Below are 23,482 nucleotides of genomic sequence, written 5' to 3' on the forward strand. Positions count from 1 at the left end.
TTATGTAGAATAGACTTTAAACCTTTATTTGACAAGAGTTTTGATTTATTCAGCAGACCCTAAATAAAGGCTCTTGTACCTCAGAGTTTTTTCAAAGTCGAAGTCACATCAAACTAATGAAAAAACTCTGATTTGCTATGAATTAGTCAAAAAGGAGTCATGATGCCAAATTTCGCGCTGAGGAATACCCAGAGAAATTCTTTCTTTGGCAAATACTTCCTTCACTCGAAAGCGTAACTCCCTAGCCACAGTCCATTGTTCGGCAGGTAAAGTTTTAATTAATAGTCTGATCATTATACCATCATGGGACACTTTTTCGATACCAAGAATATCTGCTGGTTCGAGAATTTTCTCTTGCCATACCTCTTCTTCGTACATTTTCTGCGCCACTTCATCAATTAAATTAATGGCTTTTTGGGTGTCTTCATTCCAAGCTATCTCGATGGTAAAATTCACCCTTGACCAATTTTTAGTCATATTGATTACTGTTGATATGTGACCATTGGGGATAACGATTAATTGCCCGTCTAAATTGCGCAGAGAGGTAGCGTAAAGATTCATGGTTTCCACAGCGCCCGCCAAACCATTAATTTCCACCACGTCACCCACAGCAAAACGATCGGTAAAGAGGATTAAAACACCATTAAGCATATCTTCTAATAAATTACGGGAAAGAAAAGCAAAAACCACCGCCGCCGCCCCAGCGCCCGCCACCACACTAGGATTAATACCTGTTACGGTGAAAGTTAGGGAAATACCGATGACAGTAAAGAGGAAAGTTGTCGCGCCTTGTAAAGCAGGAGAGTAGGTATTAACCCGTAAAGTAGGGCGATTGGAATGAGGAAATAACTCTTGTCTTTCCTTTGCCCAGTGATTGAGGGCGGAATCAATCCAAAAATCTACTAATTTATCAGTTAACACCATTAAAATCCAAATTAGAGGTAATAAAATTGCTTGAGAGAAAAAGAGATTAAATAAATAACGGGTTTCTCTAAAAGTAGTAACTATCGTACCCAATGTTAAGAGAATGAACATAATTTGACTTAAAAAACATACTCTTAAGATTAGTTGAATTAAATTTAATTGTTGTTTAATGATGTTTTGTTTTTCTTGATAAACTTTAGGTAAAATTTTAGTAGAAATTAGTAAACCATCTGATATAGCTTGAATTCCTGTATTAATACTATCATTAAATAACTTAGCTAAAAGTATTCTAAATTTTTCTATGCGTGGGGGGAGGGGCGCTGGTATCGGTTCAAATTTGCCCGAAGTAGGTTTTTTAATTTCTCCCTTTTGATTATCTAAATTATCTTGACTATATTGCTTTTTTTCCGCTTCAGGATCAGTGGTTAAAGTACTTTTAATTTGGTCCAGTTCTTGTCGTAAAACCTTATTAATTTTTTTGAAAAACCCTTTCACTTTACCCACTAAAATTAATAGTGTAACCAACAAAATAACGGCAAAAGCCACTATTTGTAACCTTAAAAAAGGTTGTTGATGATTCATTTCTAACCCCCAAAGGGCATCACTGAGAGAATCTTGCACCCCAGTGCGCCACTTCTGGGCTAATAATTCAATAGTAGAAGCATTGGCGTTAGCATCAATAGCCGTCACTGTGACAATAGCCTGAGAAGCCAAACCCAAATCAGGTTGACGAGGTACATAAATTACCGTTTGATCATTTTCCGTGCCGACTTCTACAATGGGAGTCAGAGGATGGCGAGGTTTCTGCTTCGTTAACTGCCAAAACTTCAAAGGTTTGCGCTCTGTGATAAACTCAAATGAGTCTGATTGAGTAATATTTTGAAAAATACCCTCAAAAATATTCTGCACGAATTTTGCCCTTTGCTCTACATCGATGGCAATTTCGGCGGAAGTTTTTTCTGTTTCTCTCGGTAAAGCAACGGTTAATTCCTCTTCCATTATGTCTGCATTACCAAAAAAATAAACATTACTACACCAATATTTACCACAAGGTTCAGCTTTATTCAAATCCCAATTAGGAGTTTCAGGAAAATCTACCACACTGCTAGTGGGAAGGTTGAAAAAGGGCAGTTGGGCGCGCGCTTGGGGAGTAAAATTAACTACCAATAGAAACGTTAGGGTTAAAATGGTCAGATATTTGATAATAATTTTGTTCATATCGTAGAAATAAGATTTTTATAAATCGGGTTTAATATCATATTCGGGTAATTTATTATAAAAGATCATATCCTCGTAATTTACCCACCGTGTAATTCATTACACGGAACCAACAGCATCACGTTCAATAAATTGAACTAAGATATTAATACGTTTTGCAACAACTGTATTATATAGGGTTTGATTTATTCAGCACACCCTAATTATTCACAATACACTTGTGTTTTTGTTAAAAATATAACCCTTCAAAACCTTGATTTTTCATTCTTTAACCTGATACCTGACACCTGATGCCTGACACCTCCCCTCATAAAAATACTTTGTCAGCACCACCTAATTATTAACCACTGTAATTTTAATTTTATTCAATCTCGGACCATCAATATCGGCAATAGTAAAGACGAGATTATCAAAACCAAATACTTCATTTTGAGCAGGAATTTTTTGCCATTGATAAATCAAAAACCCAGCAAGGGTATTGTATTCCTCTGTCAAGGGTAAATCAAAATCGAGTAAATCGTTTAACTCCTCCAAATTCATTTGGGCGGAAACTAGAAAATTTTGCTCATCAATTACTTTAACAGAAAACTCTTGATCTTCTTGGTTTGACTCTTCATAACCGAGGATTTCGTTAATTAAATCTTGCATGGATACTAAACCAGACGTGCCACCATACTCATCAACAATGATGACCATTTTTAACCGTGAACGTTCCATAATGGTTAAAATTTCACTCAATAAAGTTGATTCTGAGATAAACTTGATGGGTTTGATTAAATCTTCAATAGATTGATTTAATTTGTTAGATAAAGAAGAATCAGCGCCCTCCACCGTAGTTTGAGCGAGAAAAGCTAAACAATCCCTAGTATGAATAAAACCCCGAATATCATCAAGGGATTCCCCGATGACGGGATAACGAGAATGATTACTAAGCGCCACCTCTTGAAATAAATCCTCATAGGTAGCATTCAGATTGACTGCATCAATGTCAACCCGAGGAGTCATAATTTCTATAGCTTCCACATCGCCAAATTCAAAAACATTACTCAATAATTCTCTTTCTTCTGCCTCTAATCCCGACGATTCCCTTTCCGTGCGAATAATTAGCTGTAATTCCTCTGGGGTAACTTGTTGATACCAACCTTGTCCATTATATTTGATGCCAATAATAGTTAATAAAAAACGGGTGGATTGATTAATAATATCGATGAAAGGCTTAAAAATAATCCCAATTACTCGGATGGAGGGCGCTAGAAATCGAGCCAAACTTTCCGCATGAATCAAAGCTAAAGATTTAGGGCATAACTCCCCCAAAACGATTTGTAAATAAACCAAAAGTATAAAAGAAAGAGGAATAGAAATAGAATGAATGAAAATATCCGTCAATCTTGCCGACAAAGAAAGGGAAACAACAATTGATTGTAAAGATTGAGCAATAGCGCCCTCCCCAATCCATCCTAAAGCTAAACTAGAAAGAGTAATCCCTAGCTGAGTAGTAGAAAGTAAACGGTCTAAACTTTTTTGTAAAGATTGTACAGTTTGAAAAGGAATATCCCCTTCTAATACTAAATGATTAACCCGTGAGCGTCTCACCGAAACTATGGCAAACTCAGCCGTCACAAAAAAAGCATTAATGGCAATTAGTACAAAAACAGCGAGAAGACGAAAGCCAATCAAATGCCAACTCATGGAAATATAATATTAATAACAAATGTTATTTTAACCCAACTTTGTTGATGAACTAAAAATATAGCGATCCTATTTGAGTTGTGAGATTATTGTGAAGTCAGGTGTCAGGTGTCAGGCTTCAGGTGTCAGGTGTCAGGAGAAATGCTTATAAATTAAAGACTTTAGCCAATTATCCATTGTCTATTATCCATTGTCAATTATCCATTGTCCATTGTCCATTGTCAATTGTCAATTATCCATTGCCCTTTCAACTTTGCCCTTCACTTAGAGTAGTTCACGCTCAAAATTTGCTATTGTGTTATAACCTAGTAGATAGAATTAAAAAAAATCTGGTCTTAAATTTATGAGCAATATCCAAGAAAAAATCCAAGAAGAACTAAAACAGGCTAGGGAAGTATGTAGCACGGAGGGCGCTACCTCTGGAGAATGTGCCGCCGCTTGGGATGCCGTGGAAGAGTTACAAGCTGAGGCTTCTCACCAAAAACAAGAAGAACCGAAAAAAAATTCTTTGCAACAATATTGTGAGGATAACCCCGAAGCTGCCGAATGTCGCATTTATGACGACTAATACTATCGTTAGTTTTTTCCTTCTCAGGAGGTGGGAAACACCCACCTCTTTTTATGGTTAGTGTGATTTTTTTTTGACTATGGAAGATACTTTGTTACGGGCGCTGGTGTGGACTCACTATAAGTTATTCTTATTATTCTGTCTATTTTTCCCATTAATTCTGTCAGTTTGGGCTTTATATTCTAAAATTCCCTCAATTCAACGATTACTATTAATTTTTTGGCGTGTGGCTAGTTTACTAGCTATAGCCATTTATCTATTTATCCCTGTGTGGCAAATCGGTTATATTGCTTGGTTTGTCGGTCATGTATTAATTACCATTAGTCTTTGGTTTTGGGTGGATATTAACGATGAAATTCAAGATTTACCCAAAAATAACCTCCGTTTAGCCCTTACCAGTTGGCGCTGGGCAACTACTATTTATGGTGTTTTAGGCTCAATTAGTTCGGGCGCTTTTTTGGGTTGTTCTTTTTCTGCTGATGCTTCCGTAGAGAAAACCTGTCGTGCTTGGCTAGAAGCACCTTGGCACTATAAAACTTGGTTTCACCCTGATGCAACTACGGGATTTTTAGGGTTTTTAGGTATGTCTGGATTAATTATCTATACTATTTATTTAATCTATTTCTTATTATTTCGTCTCATCAAACAAGGGCGCATTGCCATTGAACAATAAATAATATCATCTTCAGGTAATCTGTTACAAAAGATTATACCTTCCCAATTTACCCACCGTGTAATGAATTACACGGAACCAATGGCCCGGTCGTTCAATAAATTGAACTAAGATATTGATATTACTAATTTGTAAGTGATCGCGCAGCGGCAGCCTTCGGCTGATCAAATGGACTTGACATAAGCTAGTTTGTTTTTAAGTCGTCAGGTAAAGGTAGGCAAAAGACAACAGTTAAACTTTTGAGTTATGAGGCAAGAGGTAACAAGGGGATGTGCGCCTCTTGCCCAGATACGATTAATTTGGTACGAAAACTTACTATTCTTTCCTCTGAAAAGCAGGGTTTTTTAAAGTGGTATTAAAGTTAATTTGCCTTAAATTCCAAAGATAAGAAAATTTTTTGCTATTATTTGTAACAAGTTAAGCGGGATTATAATTGATAGATGTCAGGTAATTTAACATTACAACAAGCCCTCAAAAAATATTTTGGTTATGATAATTTTCGCCCGGGGCAAGAGAAAATTATCACCAGCGCCCTCCACCGCAGAGATTTACTCGTCATTATGCCCACAGGAGGAGGAAAATCCCTTTGTTTTCAACTACCTGCACTATTAACCGCCGGCGTTACCTTAGTTATATCCCCTCTCATCTCTTTGATGCAAGATCAAGTTACCGCCCTAGAAGATAACGGTATCGGAGCAACATTTCTCAATAGTAGCCTCACTTTAACCCAAGTCAGACAAAGAGAACAAGCCATTCTCTCCGGAAAAATTAAACTGCTATATATTGCGCCCGAAAGGCTAGTAAGTGAACGTTTTCAGCCCTTTTTAAAAGAAATAGAGCAAAAAATAGGTATTAGTGCCGTTGCCATCGATGAAGCCCATTGTATTTCCGAATGGGGGCATGATTTTCGCCAAGAATACCGCCAACTCAAACACCTGAAAAAACGCTTTCCCAGCGCCCCTATTATCGCCCTCACCGCCACCGCCACCGCCAGAGTGCAACAAGACATTCTCCAACAACTTAACCTTCATAACCCCGAAATCCACCGCTTCAGCTTCAATCGTCCTAATTTACATTACGAAGTACACCAAAAAGAAACACGCTCCTATCGCCAATTATTGCACCTTGTGCGCTCTTTTTCTGGTTCAGGTATAGTCTATTGTTTTAGCCGTAAAATTACCGAAGATTTAGCCGACAGACTCGTTAGAGACAACATTTCTGCCTTACCCTACCACGCCGGGTTAAGTGATAAATTGCGCTCGGATTATCAAACACAATTTATTCGGGATGACGTGCGCATCATGGTGGCTACCGTGGCTTTTGGTATGGGTATCAATAAACCAGACGTGCGCTTTGTTATTCATCATGATTTACCGCGCAATATCGAAAGCTATTATCAAGAATCGGGAAGGGCAGGGCGTGACGGCGAAAAAGCAAAATGTATCCTATTATATAACCTCAGTGATCAACATAAAATTAACTATTTAATTAAGCAAAAAGATAGTCCTCAAGAACAAAAAATCGCTTATAGTCAACTTAAAAAAGTAGTTGAATATGCCGAGACAAATTATTGTCGCCGTATCGTGCAATTAGGTTATTTTGGCGAAAAAATTGAGGGTAATTGTCAAGGTTGTGATAATTGCTTAAACCCTAAGCCCATGGAAGATTGGACTATTGAAGCTCAAAAGTTTTTATCTTGCGTTTATCGTACTAATGAGAGGTTTGGAACTAAGCATATTATTGAGGTTTTAAGAGGTTCAAGGGCAAAAAAAATCTATCAATATGGTCATCATTTATTGTCAACTTATGGTATAGGAAAAGATCGCACCGCAGATCAATGGAATAATCTGGCACGGGCGCTGGTTTATCAAGGTTTAATTAATCAAACCGATGACGGTTATAATATTGTTAAATTAAACTCTCAAAGTTGGCATGTTCTCAAGTCGAAAAAACAAGTTTATATCGCTGTAAATGCTCTGAAAATTGATGATAATTCCTCAGAAACAGAGGGGAGGGCGCTGGAAGTTGAAATGTTATTAGATACATTAAAAAGTTTGCGGAAAAGATTAGCTGATTTAGAAAATCTTGCACCTTATGTAATTTTTGGCGATTCTACCCTCAAAGTTATGGCACAAGTGCAGCCAACTAACAAAGCAAAATTAGCTCAATTATCAGGTATTAATGAGTATAAACTAGAAAAATATGGTGATATTTTTATCTCGGAAATCAGAAGTTTTATTGAAACCCATAAACTTCCTGAAGCCTTACCTAATAATACTCAAATGAAAACTTTAAGACTCTATCAACAAGAGTTAAATATTGCTGAAATTGCTCAAAAAAGAGGTTTATCTGTCAGTAGTATTATTAGTCATCTCTGTGATTTAATCGAAACTAATCAACCTATCGATATTAATAAGTTTGTAGCACCCCAAAAACAACAAGAAATTATTAAGGTTATTGATAGATTAGGCGCTCAAAAATTACGAGTTTTAAAAGATGCTTTAAGTGATGATTTTAGTTTTGATGAAATTAAGTTAGTGCGCTCATGGTATAAAAAGTTAATGAATAACTGATGTTACGTAGGCTTGTGTAGCAGTACCGTTGCATCAATAAAATCAATACGACTATCATGATATTGGAGGGCGCCCTCCACCCTATTTTAAAATATTAAAACTATAGTATTTGTTCAGATAAAAAGTTTATTATTTAATTCATTTTTAGTTAAATTAAAATGATTAGCAACGTCTCGTAATATAGAATTTAATGTGCCTACTTTTAAAGGATTATGGGCAGGTATTGTAAGATGATGTTCTCCATTTTCTCCTGTGGTTAAGCGAATATGGCTGCCTGTTTGATGGCTAACTTTATATCCCAATTTATTTAGAGCTTTAATTAAGTCTGTACTAGATAAATCTCTAGGGATTTTCACGATGCGATTACTTCATCTCTAACAATATGTAAACGAATTATTTGAGGGAGCATTTCTTCATCGATAAAATGACAATTAACAGCATCTTTGATCTCTATCTTTAATTGTTCAAGAGTTTCTGCTTCAGTGAAAATTGACTCTCCTAATGCTTGGGCAATATAACCACCTTCTGTAGCTTCCTCTACTAAAAAAATAATTTCTTTGATAGGTTTCATAACATAATTTTTATTTTCTATCATAACTTTTTTCTTTCGGTGGAGGGCGCCCTGCACCCCATTTTAAAATACTTTATAAATTTAGAGATGTTTTCAGGGCTAAATCAACCTTTTTCATAAAATCAATAGATAATATACCCAACTTTCTTTGAAAAATAAACTTACTAAGAGTTGCTATTTTATCAGCCCTAATTAAAGAAGTTTTTTTCAATCCCGTTTCTTGAAATTCAGGATCATTTTCAGAAATTAAAACCCAAGTTTTTCGTAATTTTTCATTAGGTATTTTTGAGAATATCCCTAAAATAATTACTTCTTCTTTATGATTAGCAACAACTAAAGCAGGACGAAGTTTTATCGCTCTTAAATCACTAAAAGGAAACGAAACTAACCAAATTTCTCTAACTTTTGGTGTCATTATTATAAATGTCCTCTTCTGGATCATTCCATTCGTCAAATCCTGTTTCAGCTAATTTCATAAAATCTGTTGTTGATACTGTTTCATTAATTTCTCTGATTAATTGATTAATTTCTTCTGGTGGAAGTTGAAGAATCATTTCTTTAATTTCTGTTAATTTTGTGGTCATATTTAAAACGCTATTATTATATTTTTTACTATATTTTAATTAACAATCTTATTTCTTGTAATTGTTCAGGTTTAATATTAGCTAATATTTTTAAAAGTTTAGTTTGTACAACAAAAAAAAGGAAATTTATAAAAATGATATTTCCTCTTAACTTTCAAGACATTTCTCCCATAATCCTACTGGTTCATCCTCATAAACTTCTCTTAATCCTTCCTCTGCTAAAATTTCATATTCACTAACTTTAATTAGTTTTAAACTACCATCTTCCTCTAAGTTGTAAAGAAAGAAATCATCATCTTGAATCGTTAATATTTGCTTAATTTGCTCAAATTTGGCAGTGGGCATAAGTTTTATTGATTAATCTTGATTTGTTTGTGATCATAACAGTTTTAACTATTTTCACGGTGGAGTGCGCCCTCCACCCTATTTTAAAATATTAAGACTAGCGTCATATATCGCCGTGTAATAAATTTCACGGCTAAATGATTTTCCGTTCAATAAATTGAACTCTAAAACATGAACAATATTAATTAGGAGAGATAAAGTAAAGATGAATTTTGATCTTGATAAAACAATTTAATCGCCTCAAACTCACGACGCAAGAGATTTTCAACTTGTAATGTTGAACAGTTACCGAGTCGAAGCCAAATTACTTTTGGTGGACTACCAAATACTAAACTTAAATCGTGCATATCAGAATCTTTCGAGACAATCATCAAATTATTGTCTTTGGCATAATCCCAAACGATGGAATCAACTGTAGCCTTCATTCCCACATCTCGAACATGAAGTGAATCGGGGAAAATATCCCTCAGACGCAGTGGTAATTTAGGTGATAAATTTTCATCAAAAAGTAGTTTCATCAGGATAATGGGGCAGTCATTAAACGACGTTCACGATCTGCAGCATAAGCAATACAAGCCTTTAAATCTTCTCTGGTTAGATCAGGAAAATCATCAAGAATTTCTGCCTCCGTCATTTCAGAAGCTAGATATTCTAGCACTTCATAAACCGTAATGCGTAAACCACGCACACAAGGTTTGCCACCTCTTTTGTTTGCTTCCACCGTAATGTAATTTCTATAATTCATTGTTAATTTTTCATCACAATAAAAAGATTATTGACTAATGATATTATCTTAACAAAAGCGCCCTCCCCCCTATTTTAAAATATTTAGACTAGCGCCCTCATTGCCCTCATTCTCTCTCCTGTTTTTATGGCTTGATTTCAAAATTTAAGCAATGTTGAGGACGAAAAATAATAAAATCTCTATAATCTATCGTCAACACTATTTTGGTATCATAACGTTCAGCAACCGCCATTACCTTTGCATCAACAAAATCAATACGACTATCATGATATTGCTCTAGTATTTGAGCAACACGAATTAAATCTAAATCAATTAAAGGAATAATTTTAAAGCGACTATCGCTTAAACCTTTGAGAAAAGCCACCACTGTCAAGATTCCACTTTCTTTGCCCACCAAATAAGCCACTTCTGCTAGAACTGTTTGCGGTACAATGATCGTAGAATATTGCAAGTAAATAGATACTACTTCAGTATGTCTTGAGTCTTTTTTATTAAGTAAAGCAACAATAAAACCAGTATCGGCAATCGGTATTATTCTTTCCATGTCCAACCTGATTTTAGGCTAATTTCTTCGGTTAAAATTTCCTCACATTGAGTTGATAAATTTGGTTTCCCCTCAAATAATCCGATCAAAGAATCTTGTTTTATGTCAGTTTTTTCCTGATTTTTTTGTATATATTCTCTCATGGCAGATTCAATAATTGCGGAAGGAGATTTTCCCAAACTTTGAGATAGTTTAATAATCTCTTGATTAAGCTCATTCTCTGGTTGCCAATTAATTGTTTGTGTCATCGGTTTTTCTTTTATTTATATTATTTTCGGTAACGGTGGAGGGCGCCCTCCACCCCATTTTAAAATATTAAGACTAGCGTCACATATCGCTGTGTAATAAATAAAAATTTTGATTTCTGCATAAATGATCAAATTTATCCTGATAATAAAATAGAACAGATTACACATTAAATCATGGATAAATTAATTACGCAAATAGCAAGTTTAGGTGTACCCGGATTAATTCTCTTATTTTTGATGTTTTTCTCAGGCTATGCAGGGGCAGCTGCTATTACAACGGCTTTAGCCACTTTGGGAGGTCCACTCGGAATGTTAGGAGGCATTGGTGTATTACTACTTTTAACCAAAATATCCGAAGGTATCACAAAATACGGTTTTGAGAATCTTGCCAAAGGGGTAATAACGGAAATGAAACAACAAGGAAAAGCCAAGTCAGAAATTATCAAAGAGGTTGAGGGGTTTCCTCTTATTTCTCAAGATTTGAAACAAACGCTTATTAAATTTGTCGAGGATAGTTTGTAGTTACAGCAAAATAAAAATTAATTTTTTATTCGTTATCAAGTATGGAAATTACTCTTTTTTAAGATAAAAACCACACTCTAAATTAATTGATTTACAAAGTATAGTTATAGCTAATATTTATGGAGTGTTTGACACATGGCTAAGGGCGATCATCTTTACAAAGGTATGTGGTTCAACGGTAATCCCATCACACATCATGGCATAGATTGCGGTGATGGTTATGTTATTGAGTTTCAGGGATATGATAGAGGCGGAAAAATAGCCATAGTTACACTGCACGAATTTTCAAATAGACGTGATGTAAAAATAAAATACTATGAAAAAGGAGCTATAGATGACTCAGATACTGTGATAAAAAGAGCCAAAGAGTTATTAGACCCAAAAAAGGCTGAGAAAATTTTAGGTCAAAAAGAGTATTGTGTCTTTTTTAATAATTGTGAACATTTCGCTACATACTGTAAAACTGGATTGAAACAGAGTGAACAGATTAAATTTTTTAGGAATACTGGAATTAATATTATCAAAAGTCAAAGTAGGGTAATACAAAAAAGTGTTTTCAAAGGTGCAACAACTACAGTTACTCAAGGGGTAGTGACAAAAGCTACCACCCAAGCTGTTACTAAGGCAGTGGTTAAGTCTCCAGTCTCAAAATTATTGATTAATACAGGCTTAAAACAAGCACCTAAAATCGCTACAACTACGGGTAGAATAGCCGGGGGTGCAGTTGGTGTAGCAGGTATTGCCACAGGATTTGCTACAGATTGGGTAATAGAAAAAACCTTGAAAGATGATACGAGTTTATCTCAAAGTGAACGAGATGCCAGAAAAAATGGCAGAATTGCTGGACAAGTTGGCACAACAGCTGGAGCGGTTGTCGGTGGTGTCATAGGCGGTACAATGGGTGGAATTGTTGCTATTGTTGCTGGTGCGGCACTAGCGCCCATCGCCCTAGGCGGATTAGCCGCTTTTGGTATATATAAAATGTCTCAAAAAGATCAATAGATTAGAGTAAAAATTATACTTTAGAATTTTTTGTTCAACAAACTGAACTTTTTAATTATTGATAAAACCCAGCGCCCTCCACCCCACCAAAAAATCCCTCCACCTTTTCTCCCCTCTCCTGTGGGAGAGGGGTTGGGGGTGAGGGTGACATCTCCTGTGGGAGAGGGGGTGAGGGTATTAACTAATAGTCCTTTTTTGCTGTTGATAAAGATAGAAATAGCGCCCTTCTAACCTCATTAACTCCTCGTGTGTACCAACTTCCACAATGGAACCTTGATCCATCACCACGATCATATCAGCATTTTGAATCGTACCGAGACGATGGGTAATAAATAATACCGTGCGATCATCAAAAGCACTAATTAAATTTTGACATACCTGCGCTTCCGTGTTGTAGTCAAGGGCGCTTGTCGCCTCATCTAGCACCAACATGCGAGGATTTTGTAAAATCGTCCGCGCGATGGCAATTCTTTGCCGTTGCCCCCCAGAAAGCCCAGCGCCCCTCTCCCCAACTCTGGTATTATAACCACTAGATAAACCCATGACGAAATCGTGCGCTACTGCCACTTTAGCCGCCTCGATAATTTCATCAGTGGTAGCATCAGGATTAGTTAAAGCAATATTACTCAAAACCGATCCATCAAACAACAAACTTTCTTGCGGTACAACCCCAATTTGACGGCGCAGGGAGTATAATTCCACACGGTTAACATCATAATCATCAATCAAAATACGCCCCGATTCAGGCTCATACAGGCGCGAAACCAGCTTAGTAAAGGTACTTTTACCAGCGCCACTCTCCCCCACAATACCCACAAAAGTACCCGCAGGAATCTCAATATTAACGTTATTTAACTGTAAAGGTGTATTAGGTTTAAAGCGAAAACAAACATTTTCATACTTCAGTTTACCGCTAATTAGAGGCATGGGAATATTATTACGGTCTTCCTCCCCTTCCTCTGGATGATCGACAATATCCGCTAAACGTTCCAATGATAGCGCCGTTTGTTGGAAATTTTGCCATAATTGAGCCAGTCTCAAAATTGGTGAGGTTACATATCCAGCAATGATACGGAAAGCGATTAACTGCCCTAACGTTAACTCTTGTTGTAACACCAACGAAGCGCCCACCCACAAGATTAACAACTGAGATAATTTATTCAGAAAATTACTCGCTGAACCTGCTAATGTTTGAGTAATTACCGTACGAAAACCTGTACCAACATAATTAGCATATCTTTCCTGCCATTCCCAACGGGATTTTAACTCGATATTCTGCGCCTTCACCGTTTGAATACCGTTCATAATTTCCACTAAATGGGATTGAGTATCGGCGTTTCTCTCAGCTTTATCGCGCAACTGACGGCGAATGAGGGGCGAAAAAATTAGGGTTAAGGCGACAAAAATGGGGATAACACCGATGGTAACAAAGGTTAATAACGGGCTATAAATGAACATTACGGCAATGTAAATCACCGAGAAAATAGCGTCTAGCACCACCGTTAACGCTGTTCCCGTCAAAAATGACCTAATGTTCTCTAACTCGTTGATACGGGTCGAAATCTCTCCCACAGGGCGCTTTTCAAAGTACCGCAGGGGTAGCCTTAAAAGATGGTCAATAATTTCTGAACCCAGCGCCATGTCAATGCGGTTAGTGGTATCCACAAAAGAATAGGTGCGCAAAGTGCTTAAAAGCGCTTCAAATACCGCTAAAACTACCAGAAAAATTCCTAAAACTTGCAAAGTATCGGGGCTATTTTGAGCGATTACTTTATCGATAATGACCTGAATCATTAAGGGATTTGCTAGGGCAAATAGTTGCACAAAAAAGGAAGCAACAAAAACTTCCACTAGCATCCATTTATATTTAATTAAGGAAGGAATAAACCAGCTTAAACCAAATTTTTCTTGGGCGGTTTCTTTGGTTTTTTTCAGTAATAAAACTTTGCCTTTTTGTCCCCATCTTTCTAAAAATGCTAGGGTTTGATATTCTTTAATTCTTCCTAAACTCGGATCAGCAACTACTACGGTTTTATCATCGATAGCGTAAATTACTACTAAGGAATCCTCTAGTTTAACGAGGAAGGGCGCTGTTAAGCGACTAAAAGCGCCCGCCGGCACTTCAGTTAATTGACTGTTTAATCCTAATAATTCGGTAATTGCTCCACAAATTTCTAGGGATAATCTTCCTTGTTTTTCTACTTGTTCATTAATGATACGTTCTAAAATATCTTTACGAAAAGGAATGTTAAAATATTTACTTAACATTCGCATACAAGCGATGCCGATTTCGGCTTCATTTTTACCACTAAAAAAAGGATAATTTTTTAAAGGAATTTTTGATGCTTTTGATAAGGTTTTCGGTTGCTCTTGTAATATTTTGCTATCAGCAATGGGTATATTATCATTGTCGATTAATACTTCTGCTGTAGCGGTTTTAATGGTTTCTTCTGCTGTCCAAGGATCATCTGTACTATTTGATTGCGGTGAAGGGCGCAGATTGGGGATATTTAAAGCAATTAAACGAATATCGGTGAGGGCGCTAATTTTTTCACCATCTACTATTTTAGCGCCCGTCTCCCTTCCTTCTATGTCACCACTACTCAAATACCATTGTTTACCATCATTGAGATTAGGAAGATTATTAATTTTTCCTGCTTTGAGATGGCATACTTGCGCAGTGGTTAATTTTTCCAACGCCAATTCTTTGAGATTGCCTTCTCCCGTTGCTTGTAGGCTTAATTGATAACCGATGGTGGTAAAAACTTCCATCAAACCGGGTTGCTGTTGATAATATGCCTCCATGGCGGGGTTATCTTTTAATAACTGAAAAAAAGTATCTCTTTCGATGGTTAAAGCCACCAAGTTACTGGAAGCGATGGCGGTTTCACAGGCAAAACCCCTGATTAAACTTTCCCAACCGATAACATCGCCACTACTAAGTAATTTTAAACTAGAAGGAGAGCCACTGCGCGGATCATAACCGATATATCGTGCTTGTCCTTCATATATAATACAAATATACGGGGGAATTTTGTCTTTTACCAGCATAATTTGCCCCATTTCGTATTTTAGGGGGCTGATATACTGGGCTATCTCTTGAATAGTTGTGCTTGATAATTGATTAAAAGGGGCGACAGTGGCTAAAAATTCATCCACCGATCCTAAAGTATAGACCATGATTAATTATTGCAACAATAAATTATTAAATAAGTTTTCTGCATTAGTAAAACATACTTAGTCAAATTGTAAACATTAATCGCTTTTTTCCCCAGATTATTTTATCTTTTTTCTTCATATCAGCATGGGGTGAAGGGCGCTGATTATGAAAAGATTAAATTCTCATTAAGTTTGGGTTAATTTTTTGTTGCTAGTAAATTATAGCAGTGCTAAATTACTGATGAAATATATAAAAATAGAAAATAATGGCTCTCTTATTAGTATGATAAATCAATTATATCAAGTCCACTTGATCAGCCGAAGGCTGCCGCTGCGCGATCACTTACAAATTAGTAATATGAGTATCTTAGTTCAATTTATTGAACGATTGGGCTGTTGGTTCCGTGTAATTCATTACACGGTGGGGAAATTGCGAAGATAGAATCTATTTATAACTAATTACACGGTGGGAAACTAACTGTTTCAAAATACTCTAATTAAGTCCAAAATGAGTCAATAAATCATGATATTTTTGTAAAGCAGTTTGAAAAGAATAATTATTTTCAGCATATTCTCTACCCTTTTTTCCCATTAATAATAACTCTTCTCGATTATAGTAAAAATATTCAATTTGACGGGCAAGGGCGCTGGGGTCTTCTGGAGGCACAATAACCCCTCCACCACTTTCTTGAATTGCTTTAGCTGCAGTACCTGTGGCAGGTACTGAGCCAATAATAGTACAACCACTAGCTAATAAAACAGGTATTTTTGACGGTAAATTAAAATCGATAACGTTACTTTTTTGAACTACCATGCCAATATCAATCGCTCCCAACATTTGCGGTAATTTTTCTCTTGGTTGAAATGATTTTAGTAAGACATTTTCGCAGTTTAATTGTTGTCTTTTTTGTTCTAATTTGATTAGAGCATCTTCTTTACCCACAATGACAATTACTAAATCATCTAAATGTTTTAATTTACTAGCTACACTGATTAAAATTTCTACTGGTTGAGTTAAAGCAATATTACCAGAATATAAAACAATGAATTTTCCTTGCAAATTATTTTCTTGAATGAAATAACTATTAGCTTTTTTTACTGGTTGAATAAAATCTATATTAACCCAATTAGATATTTTGGTAATTTTTTGAGTATTAACTTGTTTTTTTAGTAAATTATCAGTAAAGCCATCAGCAATAACTGTAATTTTATCAGCTACTCGATAAGAGAATTTTTCTAAAAATTCAAAAACTTTAATTAATTTTTTATTACTTAATAAACCGACTTGCACGGCTGCTTCGGGAAGTATATCCTGTAAGTTAACGATGAGGGGCGCTTGGTATATTTTACTTAGTAAAAAAGCGGGAATAATCACAGGCAAACCGGGTATTGTTAGTAAGATTAGATCAGGAGACCAAAATTTTAAACCCTGCCAAAAACTGAGGAAAGAAAAACTAATTTCAAACAGCGCCCGATTAAGAAAATTACGCTTGGGTGTTACCCAGACAAAAGAGCGATAAATTTTTACATTATTGATGGTTTCTTGATAATAAATTTTACCTTGATATTCGGGATAAATTTTACTTTCTGGATACCAAGGCATTGCTGTCAATACTCTCACATCATGTCCTTTTGTAGCTAAACCTTCCGCTAATTCTGTCATTAAAGGAGCTATACCTATAGGTTCTGGATGATAATTATAAGAGTAAATAAGAATGCGCATTATTAAGTTTTTTAATGATTATTGATGATCTTATAATAAACGAAAAAGAAAGATCAAAAGAGCAAAAGGCAAAAACAAGTTTAAAACTAGCTTAGATTATCGAGAAAAATATTCATATTTTAATATATATATGAGTTAAAAAAACCTTATTTTTTGATAATTTGAATCTGGTGGGTAATGCCCACGCTACAAGCAAAACTATTTTAGTTATCTCTTTATCTTACTTAAAATGCGAGAAGATAGTATTTCTATTTCAGGTAAATTTAACAACTTACCGAATAAAAGAAAAATAACCAGCGCCCCTCCACTAGCAAAAACGAGATTGAGTAATTGCAAGATAAAATTAGCATTTCCCCATAATGATAAAGTTAATTGATTGATACCCCAAGCAGAAAAAGCAGCGATGATACTAGCGCCCGTCAAACTAACAAAAATTTTTGTCCACTGTAAAAGAGGTAAACCATTAAGGCGTAAATTAAGTACATAAATCATAATTATAATGGAGAAAATATTAACGCCAATAGTAGCAAAAACTAAACCTTGAATAGCAAAATATTTTACTAAAAAATAATCTAAAACAGCATTGAGAAAAATATTTAAAATACTAATTTTAAAAGGAGTTTGACCATCTCCTAAAGCATAAAAAACTCTCACCAAAACATCCCTAGCTAAATAGAAAAACATTCCTAAACCATAGGCAACTAAAACCGGAGAAACGATTGCCGATGCGTCACTTTGAAAAACACCCCTTTGATAAATAATTTTAACAATCGGTTCAGATAAAGCACAAAAAATAGCAGTAAAAGGTAACATTGTCAAGGCGGATAAAACCAAACCTTGTCTAATTTTATCTTTCAATTCTAGCCAATTTTCGGGCGCTGTTAAACGAGAAAAAATTGGCAAAAACGGTACTAAAATAACATTAGAAATAATCCCCACGGGAGTTAAAACAATGAAATTGGCGTAACGCATGGCGGCAGCCGCATTTTCCAAATAGGAAGCAAAAAATAAGTCAGTATAAACATTAATATGTAACATTCCCGATGACAAAGTAGCAGGAATCATCACCTTCATAATGTCGTTAACCCCTTCTCTACCCCAATCAAACCGCAGTCGAAAACCACTAATGCCCGATTTCACTTGACTGATTTGTTGTGCTAACCATTGCCAAACTCCCCCAGCTAGAGTAGTGATAGCGAGGATAAAACCTCCTAATTGCAAGTATTCTGGCTCATTAATACTATTCCCCAAGTACCAATATAAGCCCCCAACACCGAGAATAATGGTTAAACTGGAGAAAAGAGGGCTTAAACTGGGTAGCCAATATTGATCAGAAGCGTTAAGACTACCAAAACCAATACCCACCAATCCTGCAAAAATGGCGAGGGGCGCCATTACCCTAAATTGAAGGATAGCAATATCTCTCACCTGTGCATCTAAACCGGGTGCTAGTAAATCGATAAACGCACTAGCATAAATAATTAAGATAATGGTAACAATTAATAATACAGTTGTCACCAGAGTAGTTACAGTTTCGATGAGGGGCGCTGAATCTTTTTGTTCTCGTTTTGCCAAAACACTGACAAGGGCGCTGTGAAAAGGTCCATTAATTCCCCCTAGCAGGATAAGCAGAAAACCGGGAATAACATAGGCGTAGGCATAGGCATTAGCAACAGCGCCCACCCCGAAAGCAGCCGCCACTATTTGCTCTCGCACTAAACCCACCACCTTACTGATGAGGGTTGCAATACCAACAATTCCAGCGATACTACTTAAAGAGCGTTTTTTCTCGCTTTTCACCCTATTTATGCCAATTATTTTGATCAAATTACAGTTTACCGTGAAACATGACAATTGATACTGGACAATTGATAATGGATAATTGCTCAAAAGGGCAAAGTGAAAAGGGCAAAGGGTTAATGAATTATGAATTATGAATTATAATCCTCCTCTGCTTTCCTTTCCTCCTCTGCTTCCCTTTCCTCCTCTGCTTCCCTTTCCTCCTCTGCTTCCGATCACCACTCAGCGCCCTCCCTCTCACTTCCCCAACCGTCATCAAAATAACCAGAGTTACTTTTTTCTTCCTCCACAAAATTATCCTCAAAAGTATCCTTAATAGGCTCAATAACCCTCGCTATGGCATCCTGCACAAACGCCTTGACAAACTCATCCTTGCGACTCAACTTAAATTGTCTTTGTACTACTTCCGTAATACCACCATCACCCCAATCTTGATCTTGGCTAAAATACTCAATAAAACTCTTTCCAGCGATACGAGTAAGATAAGCCGCACTTACCCCTTGAATAGCCTTACCCACCACATAGGTAGCGAGGGTTAATTGTAGCGCCCTTGCCACCAACTCTACAGCGCCCTTCACCACACCCAAACTAACAAGGGTTTTACCTAAAGATACCGCCAAATCACGACCCCGATCACTATTTAACTCACAACCATAAACCTGCCCAATTTCTACCACCATTTGCGCATTAACCGCCGCCGCCGCCAACATATCCACCACAGGTACAGGGGTACAAGCTACCACCCCAGCGCCTATCCACTGGTAACGAGAGATGATTTTATCCGCTTCCCTCGTGCGCTGTTGGGCAATTAACTTGCGCGCTTCGTCTCCTAACCGTTGGGATTGCAACAAAATATTATCAGCCAATAAATTATCTCCTTCGGCACGACAAATCACCGCTAAACGTTTAATAACTGCCGTAATTTCTATGTCAGGTTGGATAGTTTCTTCGGCAGAAAACTGCACAGGCTGAGGATTTGCACAGGCTTTGATGACATCCCCACTAGCCATAAAAACTTTTACCCGTTGCTGTAAGTTAGTGATAATTTCCTCTTGCTCTTCTTCTGAATATAAATCAATTTTATTAAAAACTAAAATCGATCTTTTGCCAATAGTTGCCAACGCCTCCAATGGCTTAAACTCCGAGGCGCGCAAATCGTTATCACAAACAAATAGTAATAAATCTGCTTCTGTTGCTAATTGTCGCGCTAATTGCTCTCGAATTTCGCCGGGTGCGCCCATTTCCAGAATGCCGGGAGTATCAGTAATCAAAATTTCTCGGTTAACATTGGGTAATTGTAGAGTATAAGTCACCCCTTCGGTGGTTGTGCCGATGCTGGGTTTAATTTCCCCGACAATTTCTCCCATCAAAGCATTAACTAGGGAGGTTTTTCCTGCGCTACCCGTGCCAAAAACTGCTAATTTTAATCTTCCTGTGCTGAAATTCGCTTCAATTTCTTGGGATTTTGCCAATAATGCCTGTTGAGTTACTTCGTCTTGAATTTGGGCAACTTGTTTTTTTACTGCTTTAATAGTTTGGGAAGCGATTTCGTTTTTCTCGGCTGGTAATGCTGGTAAATTTTTTCTTTTACTGCCTTTTCTGGTACTTTTTTGGGGAGTAAGGAAAAAATAATAAACAAATATACCGATAAAGCACATTAATAAGACGATTAACACAAAAACGAGGAAATTAGCTAAAAAAGGGCTAGTCCAAGCAATTTCACTATATAAACGGCTGAGGGCGCTGATTAACCATAGCATTAAGCCAAAAATGATACTTAAACCAATAACAATAGTGATAATTTTGGAAAGGCGCATAGTTTAAGCAAGAGGTAATGTTGCGCTATCTATTGTACTTTTTCTCATCCGTAACATGAAAACCGATAAATTATTTTACCGAATTTTTCTCACTCAACAATCATTAATCAGGGAATTAATCCCCGAAATACCTGAAGATTGTCAATTTGATTATAATGCCCCTGTGGTGAAAGAAAAAGAATTTCGCCTCGATGGATTATTAACACCATTAGTTGATGACGATAATTTTCCCCTTGTGTTTTTAGAAGCACAAATGCAGAATGACGCTGAGTTTTACGGGCGCTATTTTGGTGGTATCTTTGTCTATCTGCATCAATATAAAATTACTAAAGACTGGCGAGGATTGCTAATTTTACATAACCGTAAACAGAATTTAGGCAACGAAAAACCTTATCAAGATTTGTTAGATAAAAGAGTCCAAAGAATATTTTTATCAGACTTATTAACACAAGACAATTTAAGCCCTAATGTAGCATTATTAAAGCTAATTATTATTCCAAAAAAAGAAGCAGTAGAAGAAGCCAATAAAATCTTAGCCAGTGCCAGAAATGAACAAGAATTTAAAGTAAAACTAGATTTAGTAGAAGCTATACTGGTAAATAAATTCCCAAAATTAAGTATAGAGGAGATACAAAAAATGATGAATTTGAGAGAAGCCGACATCACCCAAACTAAATTTTATCAGCAAGTATGGGAAATTGGACATCAAGAAGGGCGCACCGAAGGGCGCACGGAAGGATTAACAGAAGGAATAGAAATCGGGCGCATTGAAGCTACCCAAGAAGCAGAAGCAAATATGGTTATCCGTCAATTAAATCGCCGTTGCGGTAGTTTACCCTCTCAAATGGAAGGGGAAGTGCGCTGTCTCTCTATCCCTCAATTAGAATCTTTAGGGGAAATGTTACTCGATTTTCGAGGTATTACCGATTTGGAAAACTGGTTGAAAAATAACTCTGAAAATTAAAATCCAGCGCCCTCCACCGTAAAATGAAAACAGACAAATTATTTTATCGCATCTTTTTAACTGAACAATCATTAATCTCAGAATTAATCCCCGAAATACCCGAAGATTGTCAATTTGATTATAATGCCCCTGTGGTGAAAGAAAAAGAATTTCGCCTCGATGGATTATTAACACCATTAGTTGATGACGATAATTTTCCCCTTGTGTTTTTAGAAGCACAAATGCAGAATGACGCTGAGTTTTACGGGCGCTATTTTGGTGGTATCTTTGTCTATCTGCATCAATATAAAATTACTAAAGACTGGCGAGGATTGCTAATTTTACATAACCGTAAACAGAATTTAGGCAACGAAAAACCTTATCAAGATTTGTTAGATAAAAGAGTCCAAAGAATATTTTTATCAGACTTATTAACACAAGACAATTTAAGCCCTAATGTAGCATTATTAAAGCTAATTATTATTCCAAAAAAAGAAGCAGTAGAAGAAGCCAATAAAATCTTAGCCAGTGCCAGAAATGAACAAGAATTTAAAGTAAAACTAGATTTAGTAGAAGCTATACTGGTAAATAAATTCCCAAAATTAAGTATAGAGGAGATACAAAAAATGATGAATTTGAGAGAAGCCGACATCACCCAAACTAAATTTTATCAGCAAGTATGGGAAATTGGACACAGTGAAGGGCGCACTGAGGGATTAACAGAAGGAATACAAATCGGGCGTTTTGAAGCTACCCAAGTAGCAGAAGCTAATCTAGTTATTCGCTTGTTAAATCGCCGTTGCGGTACTTTGCCCTCTCACATTGAAGGGAGAGTGCGCTGTCTCTCTATTCCTCAATTAGAGTCTTTAGGAGAGGCATTATTAGATTTTCAAGGTATCACCGATTTAGAAAACTGGTTAAGAAATAACTCCCAAATCTAAACCAGCGCCCTCCACCGTAACATGAAAACCGACAAATTATTTTACCGATATTTACTTATTATGATTGGTTTTATGTGGAAAAATAAACTATCTTTCACTTCTAGCAAAGGTGACAGTATCAACATTAATGGGTAAATCACTATCAATCACATGACCATATAAAAACACTCTCACTAAACGATTATCCGCACTAAGATCGGCTGTATTATTAGGACTAGGATCATCTGCCCTTAAACAAAAACGAAATCCCCCCAAATTACTAGCATTAGCTCCAAATATAGCAGGTGTTCCAGTGGTTAAGCCAACAGATTGAGGAGGACAAGTTGGATTGGGATTAGGTTCATTAAGACTAATCAAACCATCCGCCACAGTAGTCCAGTTTCCAGCAGTATAAGTACAAGTATCACCACTTCTATTTTTAGTCATCACCCGTCTTCTCAAAATACCGGGCTTTAGCCAAACTGAACTAGAAGATGGACTGCTAATATCTTGATACCCATAGTAAATTACGGTATCGGGAGTGTCGCAACTAGCAATTACTGCATCACTAGCATCAAGATTGTTGGTAATGGGGGAATAAATGGTCAAACATTGAGCAGAGTTAACCGCAGATGAGTTGCAATCGCCTCCAGATGTAGCATTTTTGCGAGTAACAGCCACAGCACCCTTCACATCCTCTTGAATACTGATCAGCGCCCGTGACATCCCATTAACACGATCAGATTTAGATTCTACACCACTGTTGGCACGAAGAATATTAATAAAACCATTAGTAGCGCCCACCAAAACTAAACCACTAATAACTAAAGCCACCAATAATTCCGTTAAAGTAATGCCTTGCTCTAATTGAAATTTTAATAACTTACTGAAAAGCCATAGTTTCGTTTTCATTT

23 protein-coding genes are annotated in these 23,482 nt (G+C 36.5%); 7 read left to right on the forward strand and 16 right to left on the reverse strand.

Annotation, left to right across the window (positions count from 1 at the left end):
• Nucleotides 1-135: 135 nt before the first annotated feature.
• Both IGQ45_04290 and IGQ45_04295 read right to left on the reverse strand, forming a co-directional pair.
• The gene (locus tag IGQ45_04290) at nt 136-2,142 is read right to left on the reverse strand and encodes a mechanosensitive ion channel family protein (protein MBF2056446.1); all 2,007 of its coding nucleotides are present in this window, start codon (nt 2,140-2,142) and stop codon (nt 136-138) included.
• Nucleotides 2,143-2,475: 333 nt separating this feature from the next.
• Nucleotides 2,476-3,831 carry an HlyC/CorC family transporter gene (locus IGQ45_04295; GenBank protein MBF2056447.1) on the reverse strand — a complete coding sequence of 452 codons (1,356 nt, stop codon included), beginning with the start codon at nt 3,829-3,831 and terminating at the stop codon, nt 2,476-2,478.
• Nucleotides 3,832-4,174: 343 nt separating this feature from the next.
• On the opposite strand from IGQ45_04295, the gene IGQ45_04300 reads away from it, so the two are divergent.
• The 3 genes from IGQ45_04300 (at nt 4,175) to recQ (ending at nt 7,645) form a co-directional block, all read left to right on the forward strand.
• Nucleotides 4,175-4,399: a Calvin cycle protein CP12 gene (locus tag IGQ45_04300; protein MBF2056448.1), complete on the forward strand. Its 225-nt coding sequence runs from the start codon at nt 4,175-4,177 to the stop codon at nt 4,397-4,399.
• Nucleotides 4,400-4,478: 79 nt separating this feature from the next.
• Complete coding sequence (locus IGQ45_04305) at nt 4,479-5,072, forward strand: DUF3177 family protein (GenBank protein MBF2056449.1); 594 nt, start codon at nt 4,479-4,481, stop codon at nt 5,070-5,072.
• A 440-nt stretch (nt 5,073-5,512) separates the two neighbouring features.
• Nucleotides 5,513-7,645, forward strand: coding sequence for a DNA helicase RecQ (gene recQ / locus IGQ45_04310; protein ID MBF2056450.1), 2,133 nt, complete (start codon nt 5,513-5,515; stop codon nt 7,643-7,645).
• A 113-nt stretch (nt 7,646-7,758) separates the two neighbouring features.
• Here recQ and IGQ45_04315 read toward each other — a convergent pair whose 3' ends face one another.
• The 9 genes from IGQ45_04315 to IGQ45_04355 form a co-directional block, all read right to left on the reverse strand.
• The gene (locus tag IGQ45_04315; protein MBF2056451.1) at nt 7,759-8,001 is read right to left on the reverse strand and encodes a type II toxin-antitoxin system HicA family toxin; all 243 of its coding nucleotides are present in this window, start codon (nt 7,999-8,001) and stop codon (nt 7,759-7,761) included.
• A complete protein-coding gene (locus IGQ45_04320; protein MBF2056452.1) occupies nt 7,998-8,216 on the reverse strand; it encodes a 2-oxoisovalerate dehydrogenase in 219 nt (72 codons plus the stop codon). The genes IGQ45_04315 and IGQ45_04320 overlap by 4 nt, the downstream gene beginning before the upstream one ends.
• Nucleotides 8,217-8,289: 73 nt before the next feature.
• Nucleotides 8,290-8,631 (reverse strand): type II toxin-antitoxin system PemK/MazF family toxin, encoded by a 342-nt coding sequence (locus IGQ45_04325; protein ID MBF2056453.1) that lies wholly within the window; start codon nt 8,629-8,631, stop codon nt 8,290-8,292.
• Nucleotides 8,615-8,800 (reverse strand): hypothetical protein, encoded by a 186-nt coding sequence (locus tag IGQ45_04330; GenBank protein ID MBF2056454.1) that lies wholly within the window; start codon nt 8,798-8,800, stop codon nt 8,615-8,617. Before IGQ45_04330 ends, IGQ45_04325 begins: the two co-directional genes overlap by 17 nt.
• Before the next feature lie 147 nt (nt 8,801-8,947).
• Nucleotides 8,948-9,145: a hypothetical protein gene (locus tag IGQ45_04335; GenBank protein ID MBF2056455.1), complete on the reverse strand. Its 198-nt coding sequence runs from the start codon at nt 9,143-9,145 to the stop codon at nt 8,948-8,950.
• A gap of 185 nt (nt 9,146-9,330) precedes the next feature.
• Nucleotides 9,331-9,663: a DUF5615 family PIN-like protein gene (locus IGQ45_04340; GenBank protein ID MBF2056456.1), complete on the reverse strand. Its 333-nt coding sequence runs from the start codon at nt 9,661-9,663 to the stop codon at nt 9,331-9,333.
• Nucleotides 9,663-9,890 carry a DUF433 domain-containing protein gene (locus IGQ45_04345; GenBank protein ID MBF2056457.1) on the reverse strand — a complete coding sequence of 76 codons (228 nt, stop codon included), beginning with the start codon at nt 9,888-9,890 and terminating at the stop codon, nt 9,663-9,665. Before IGQ45_04345 ends, IGQ45_04340 begins: the two co-directional genes overlap by 1 nt.
• Nucleotides 9,891-10,014: 124 nt before the next feature.
• Nucleotides 10,015-10,434, reverse strand: a complete 420-nt coding sequence (locus IGQ45_04350; protein MBF2056458.1) for a PIN domain-containing protein — start codon at nt 10,432-10,434, stop codon at nt 10,015-10,017.
• Complete coding sequence (locus tag IGQ45_04355; protein MBF2056459.1) at nt 10,422-10,682, reverse strand: hypothetical protein; 261 nt, start codon at nt 10,680-10,682, stop codon at nt 10,422-10,424. The genes IGQ45_04350 and IGQ45_04355 overlap by 13 nt, the downstream gene beginning before the upstream one ends.
• A gap of 174 nt (nt 10,683-10,856) precedes the next feature.
• Here IGQ45_04355 and IGQ45_04360 point away from each other — a divergent pair, with 174 nt between their 5' ends.
• A complete protein-coding gene (locus IGQ45_04360; protein MBF2056460.1) occupies nt 10,857-11,204 on the forward strand; it encodes a hypothetical protein in 348 nt (115 codons plus the stop codon).
• A 135-nt stretch (nt 11,205-11,339) separates the two neighbouring features.
• Complete coding sequence (locus IGQ45_04365; protein MBF2056461.1) at nt 11,340-12,206, forward strand: lecithin retinol acyltransferase family protein; 867 nt, start codon at nt 11,340-11,342, stop codon at nt 12,204-12,206.
• 177 nt (nt 12,207-12,383) lie between these two features.
• Here the strand turns inward: IGQ45_04365 and IGQ45_04370 are convergent, their stop codons facing one another.
• The 4 genes from IGQ45_04370 to IGQ45_04385 all read right to left on the reverse strand — a co-directional run bounded on the left by IGQ45_04370 (nt 12,384) and on the right by IGQ45_04385 (nt 20,705).
• The gene (locus IGQ45_04370; protein ID MBF2056462.1) at nt 12,384-15,386 is read right to left on the reverse strand and encodes a peptidase domain-containing ABC transporter; all 3,003 of its coding nucleotides are present in this window, start codon (nt 15,384-15,386) and stop codon (nt 12,384-12,386) included.
• Between the two features lie 472 nt (nt 15,387-15,858).
• On the reverse strand, nt 15,859-17,088 hold the full coding sequence (locus IGQ45_04375) for a glycosyltransferase family 4 protein (GenBank protein MBF2056463.1): 1,230 nt from the start codon (nt 17,086-17,088) through the stop codon (nt 15,859-15,861).
• Nucleotides 17,089-17,295: 207 nt separating this feature from the next.
• Nucleotides 17,296-18,888: a murein biosynthesis integral membrane protein MurJ gene (gene murJ, locus IGQ45_04380; protein ID MBF2056464.1), complete on the reverse strand. Its 1,593-nt coding sequence runs from the start codon at nt 18,886-18,888 to the stop codon at nt 17,296-17,298.
• A 215-nt stretch (nt 18,889-19,103) separates the two neighbouring features.
• Nucleotides 19,104-20,705 (reverse strand): DUF697 domain-containing protein, encoded by a 1,602-nt coding sequence (locus IGQ45_04385; GenBank protein ID MBF2056465.1) that lies wholly within the window; start codon nt 20,703-20,705, stop codon nt 19,104-19,106.
• Nucleotides 20,706-20,760: 55 nt separating this feature from the next.
• On the opposite strand from IGQ45_04385, the gene IGQ45_04390 reads away from it, so the two are divergent.
• A complete protein-coding gene (locus IGQ45_04390; protein ID MBF2056466.1) occupies nt 20,761-21,669 on the forward strand; it encodes a DUF2887 domain-containing protein in 909 nt (302 codons plus the stop codon).
• 23 nt (nt 21,670-21,692) lie between these two features.
• Nucleotides 21,693-22,589 carry a DUF2887 domain-containing protein gene (locus tag IGQ45_04395; protein MBF2056467.1) on the forward strand — a complete coding sequence of 299 codons (897 nt, stop codon included), beginning with the start codon at nt 21,693-21,695 and terminating at the stop codon, nt 22,587-22,589.
• 87 nt (nt 22,590-22,676) lie between these two features.
• Here the strand turns inward: IGQ45_04395 and IGQ45_04400 are convergent, their stop codons facing one another.
• Complete coding sequence (locus tag IGQ45_04400) at nt 22,677-23,480, reverse strand: prepilin-type N-terminal cleavage/methylation domain-containing protein (protein ID MBF2056468.1); 804 nt, start codon at nt 23,478-23,480, stop codon at nt 22,677-22,679.
• Between the last annotated feature and the right edge of the window lie 2 nt (nt 23,481-23,482).

Source organism: Cyanobacterium sp. T60_A2020_053 (assembly GCA_015272165.1).
Classification (GTDB): domain Bacteria; phylum Cyanobacteriota; class Cyanobacteriia; order Cyanobacteriales; family Cyanobacteriaceae; genus Cyanobacterium.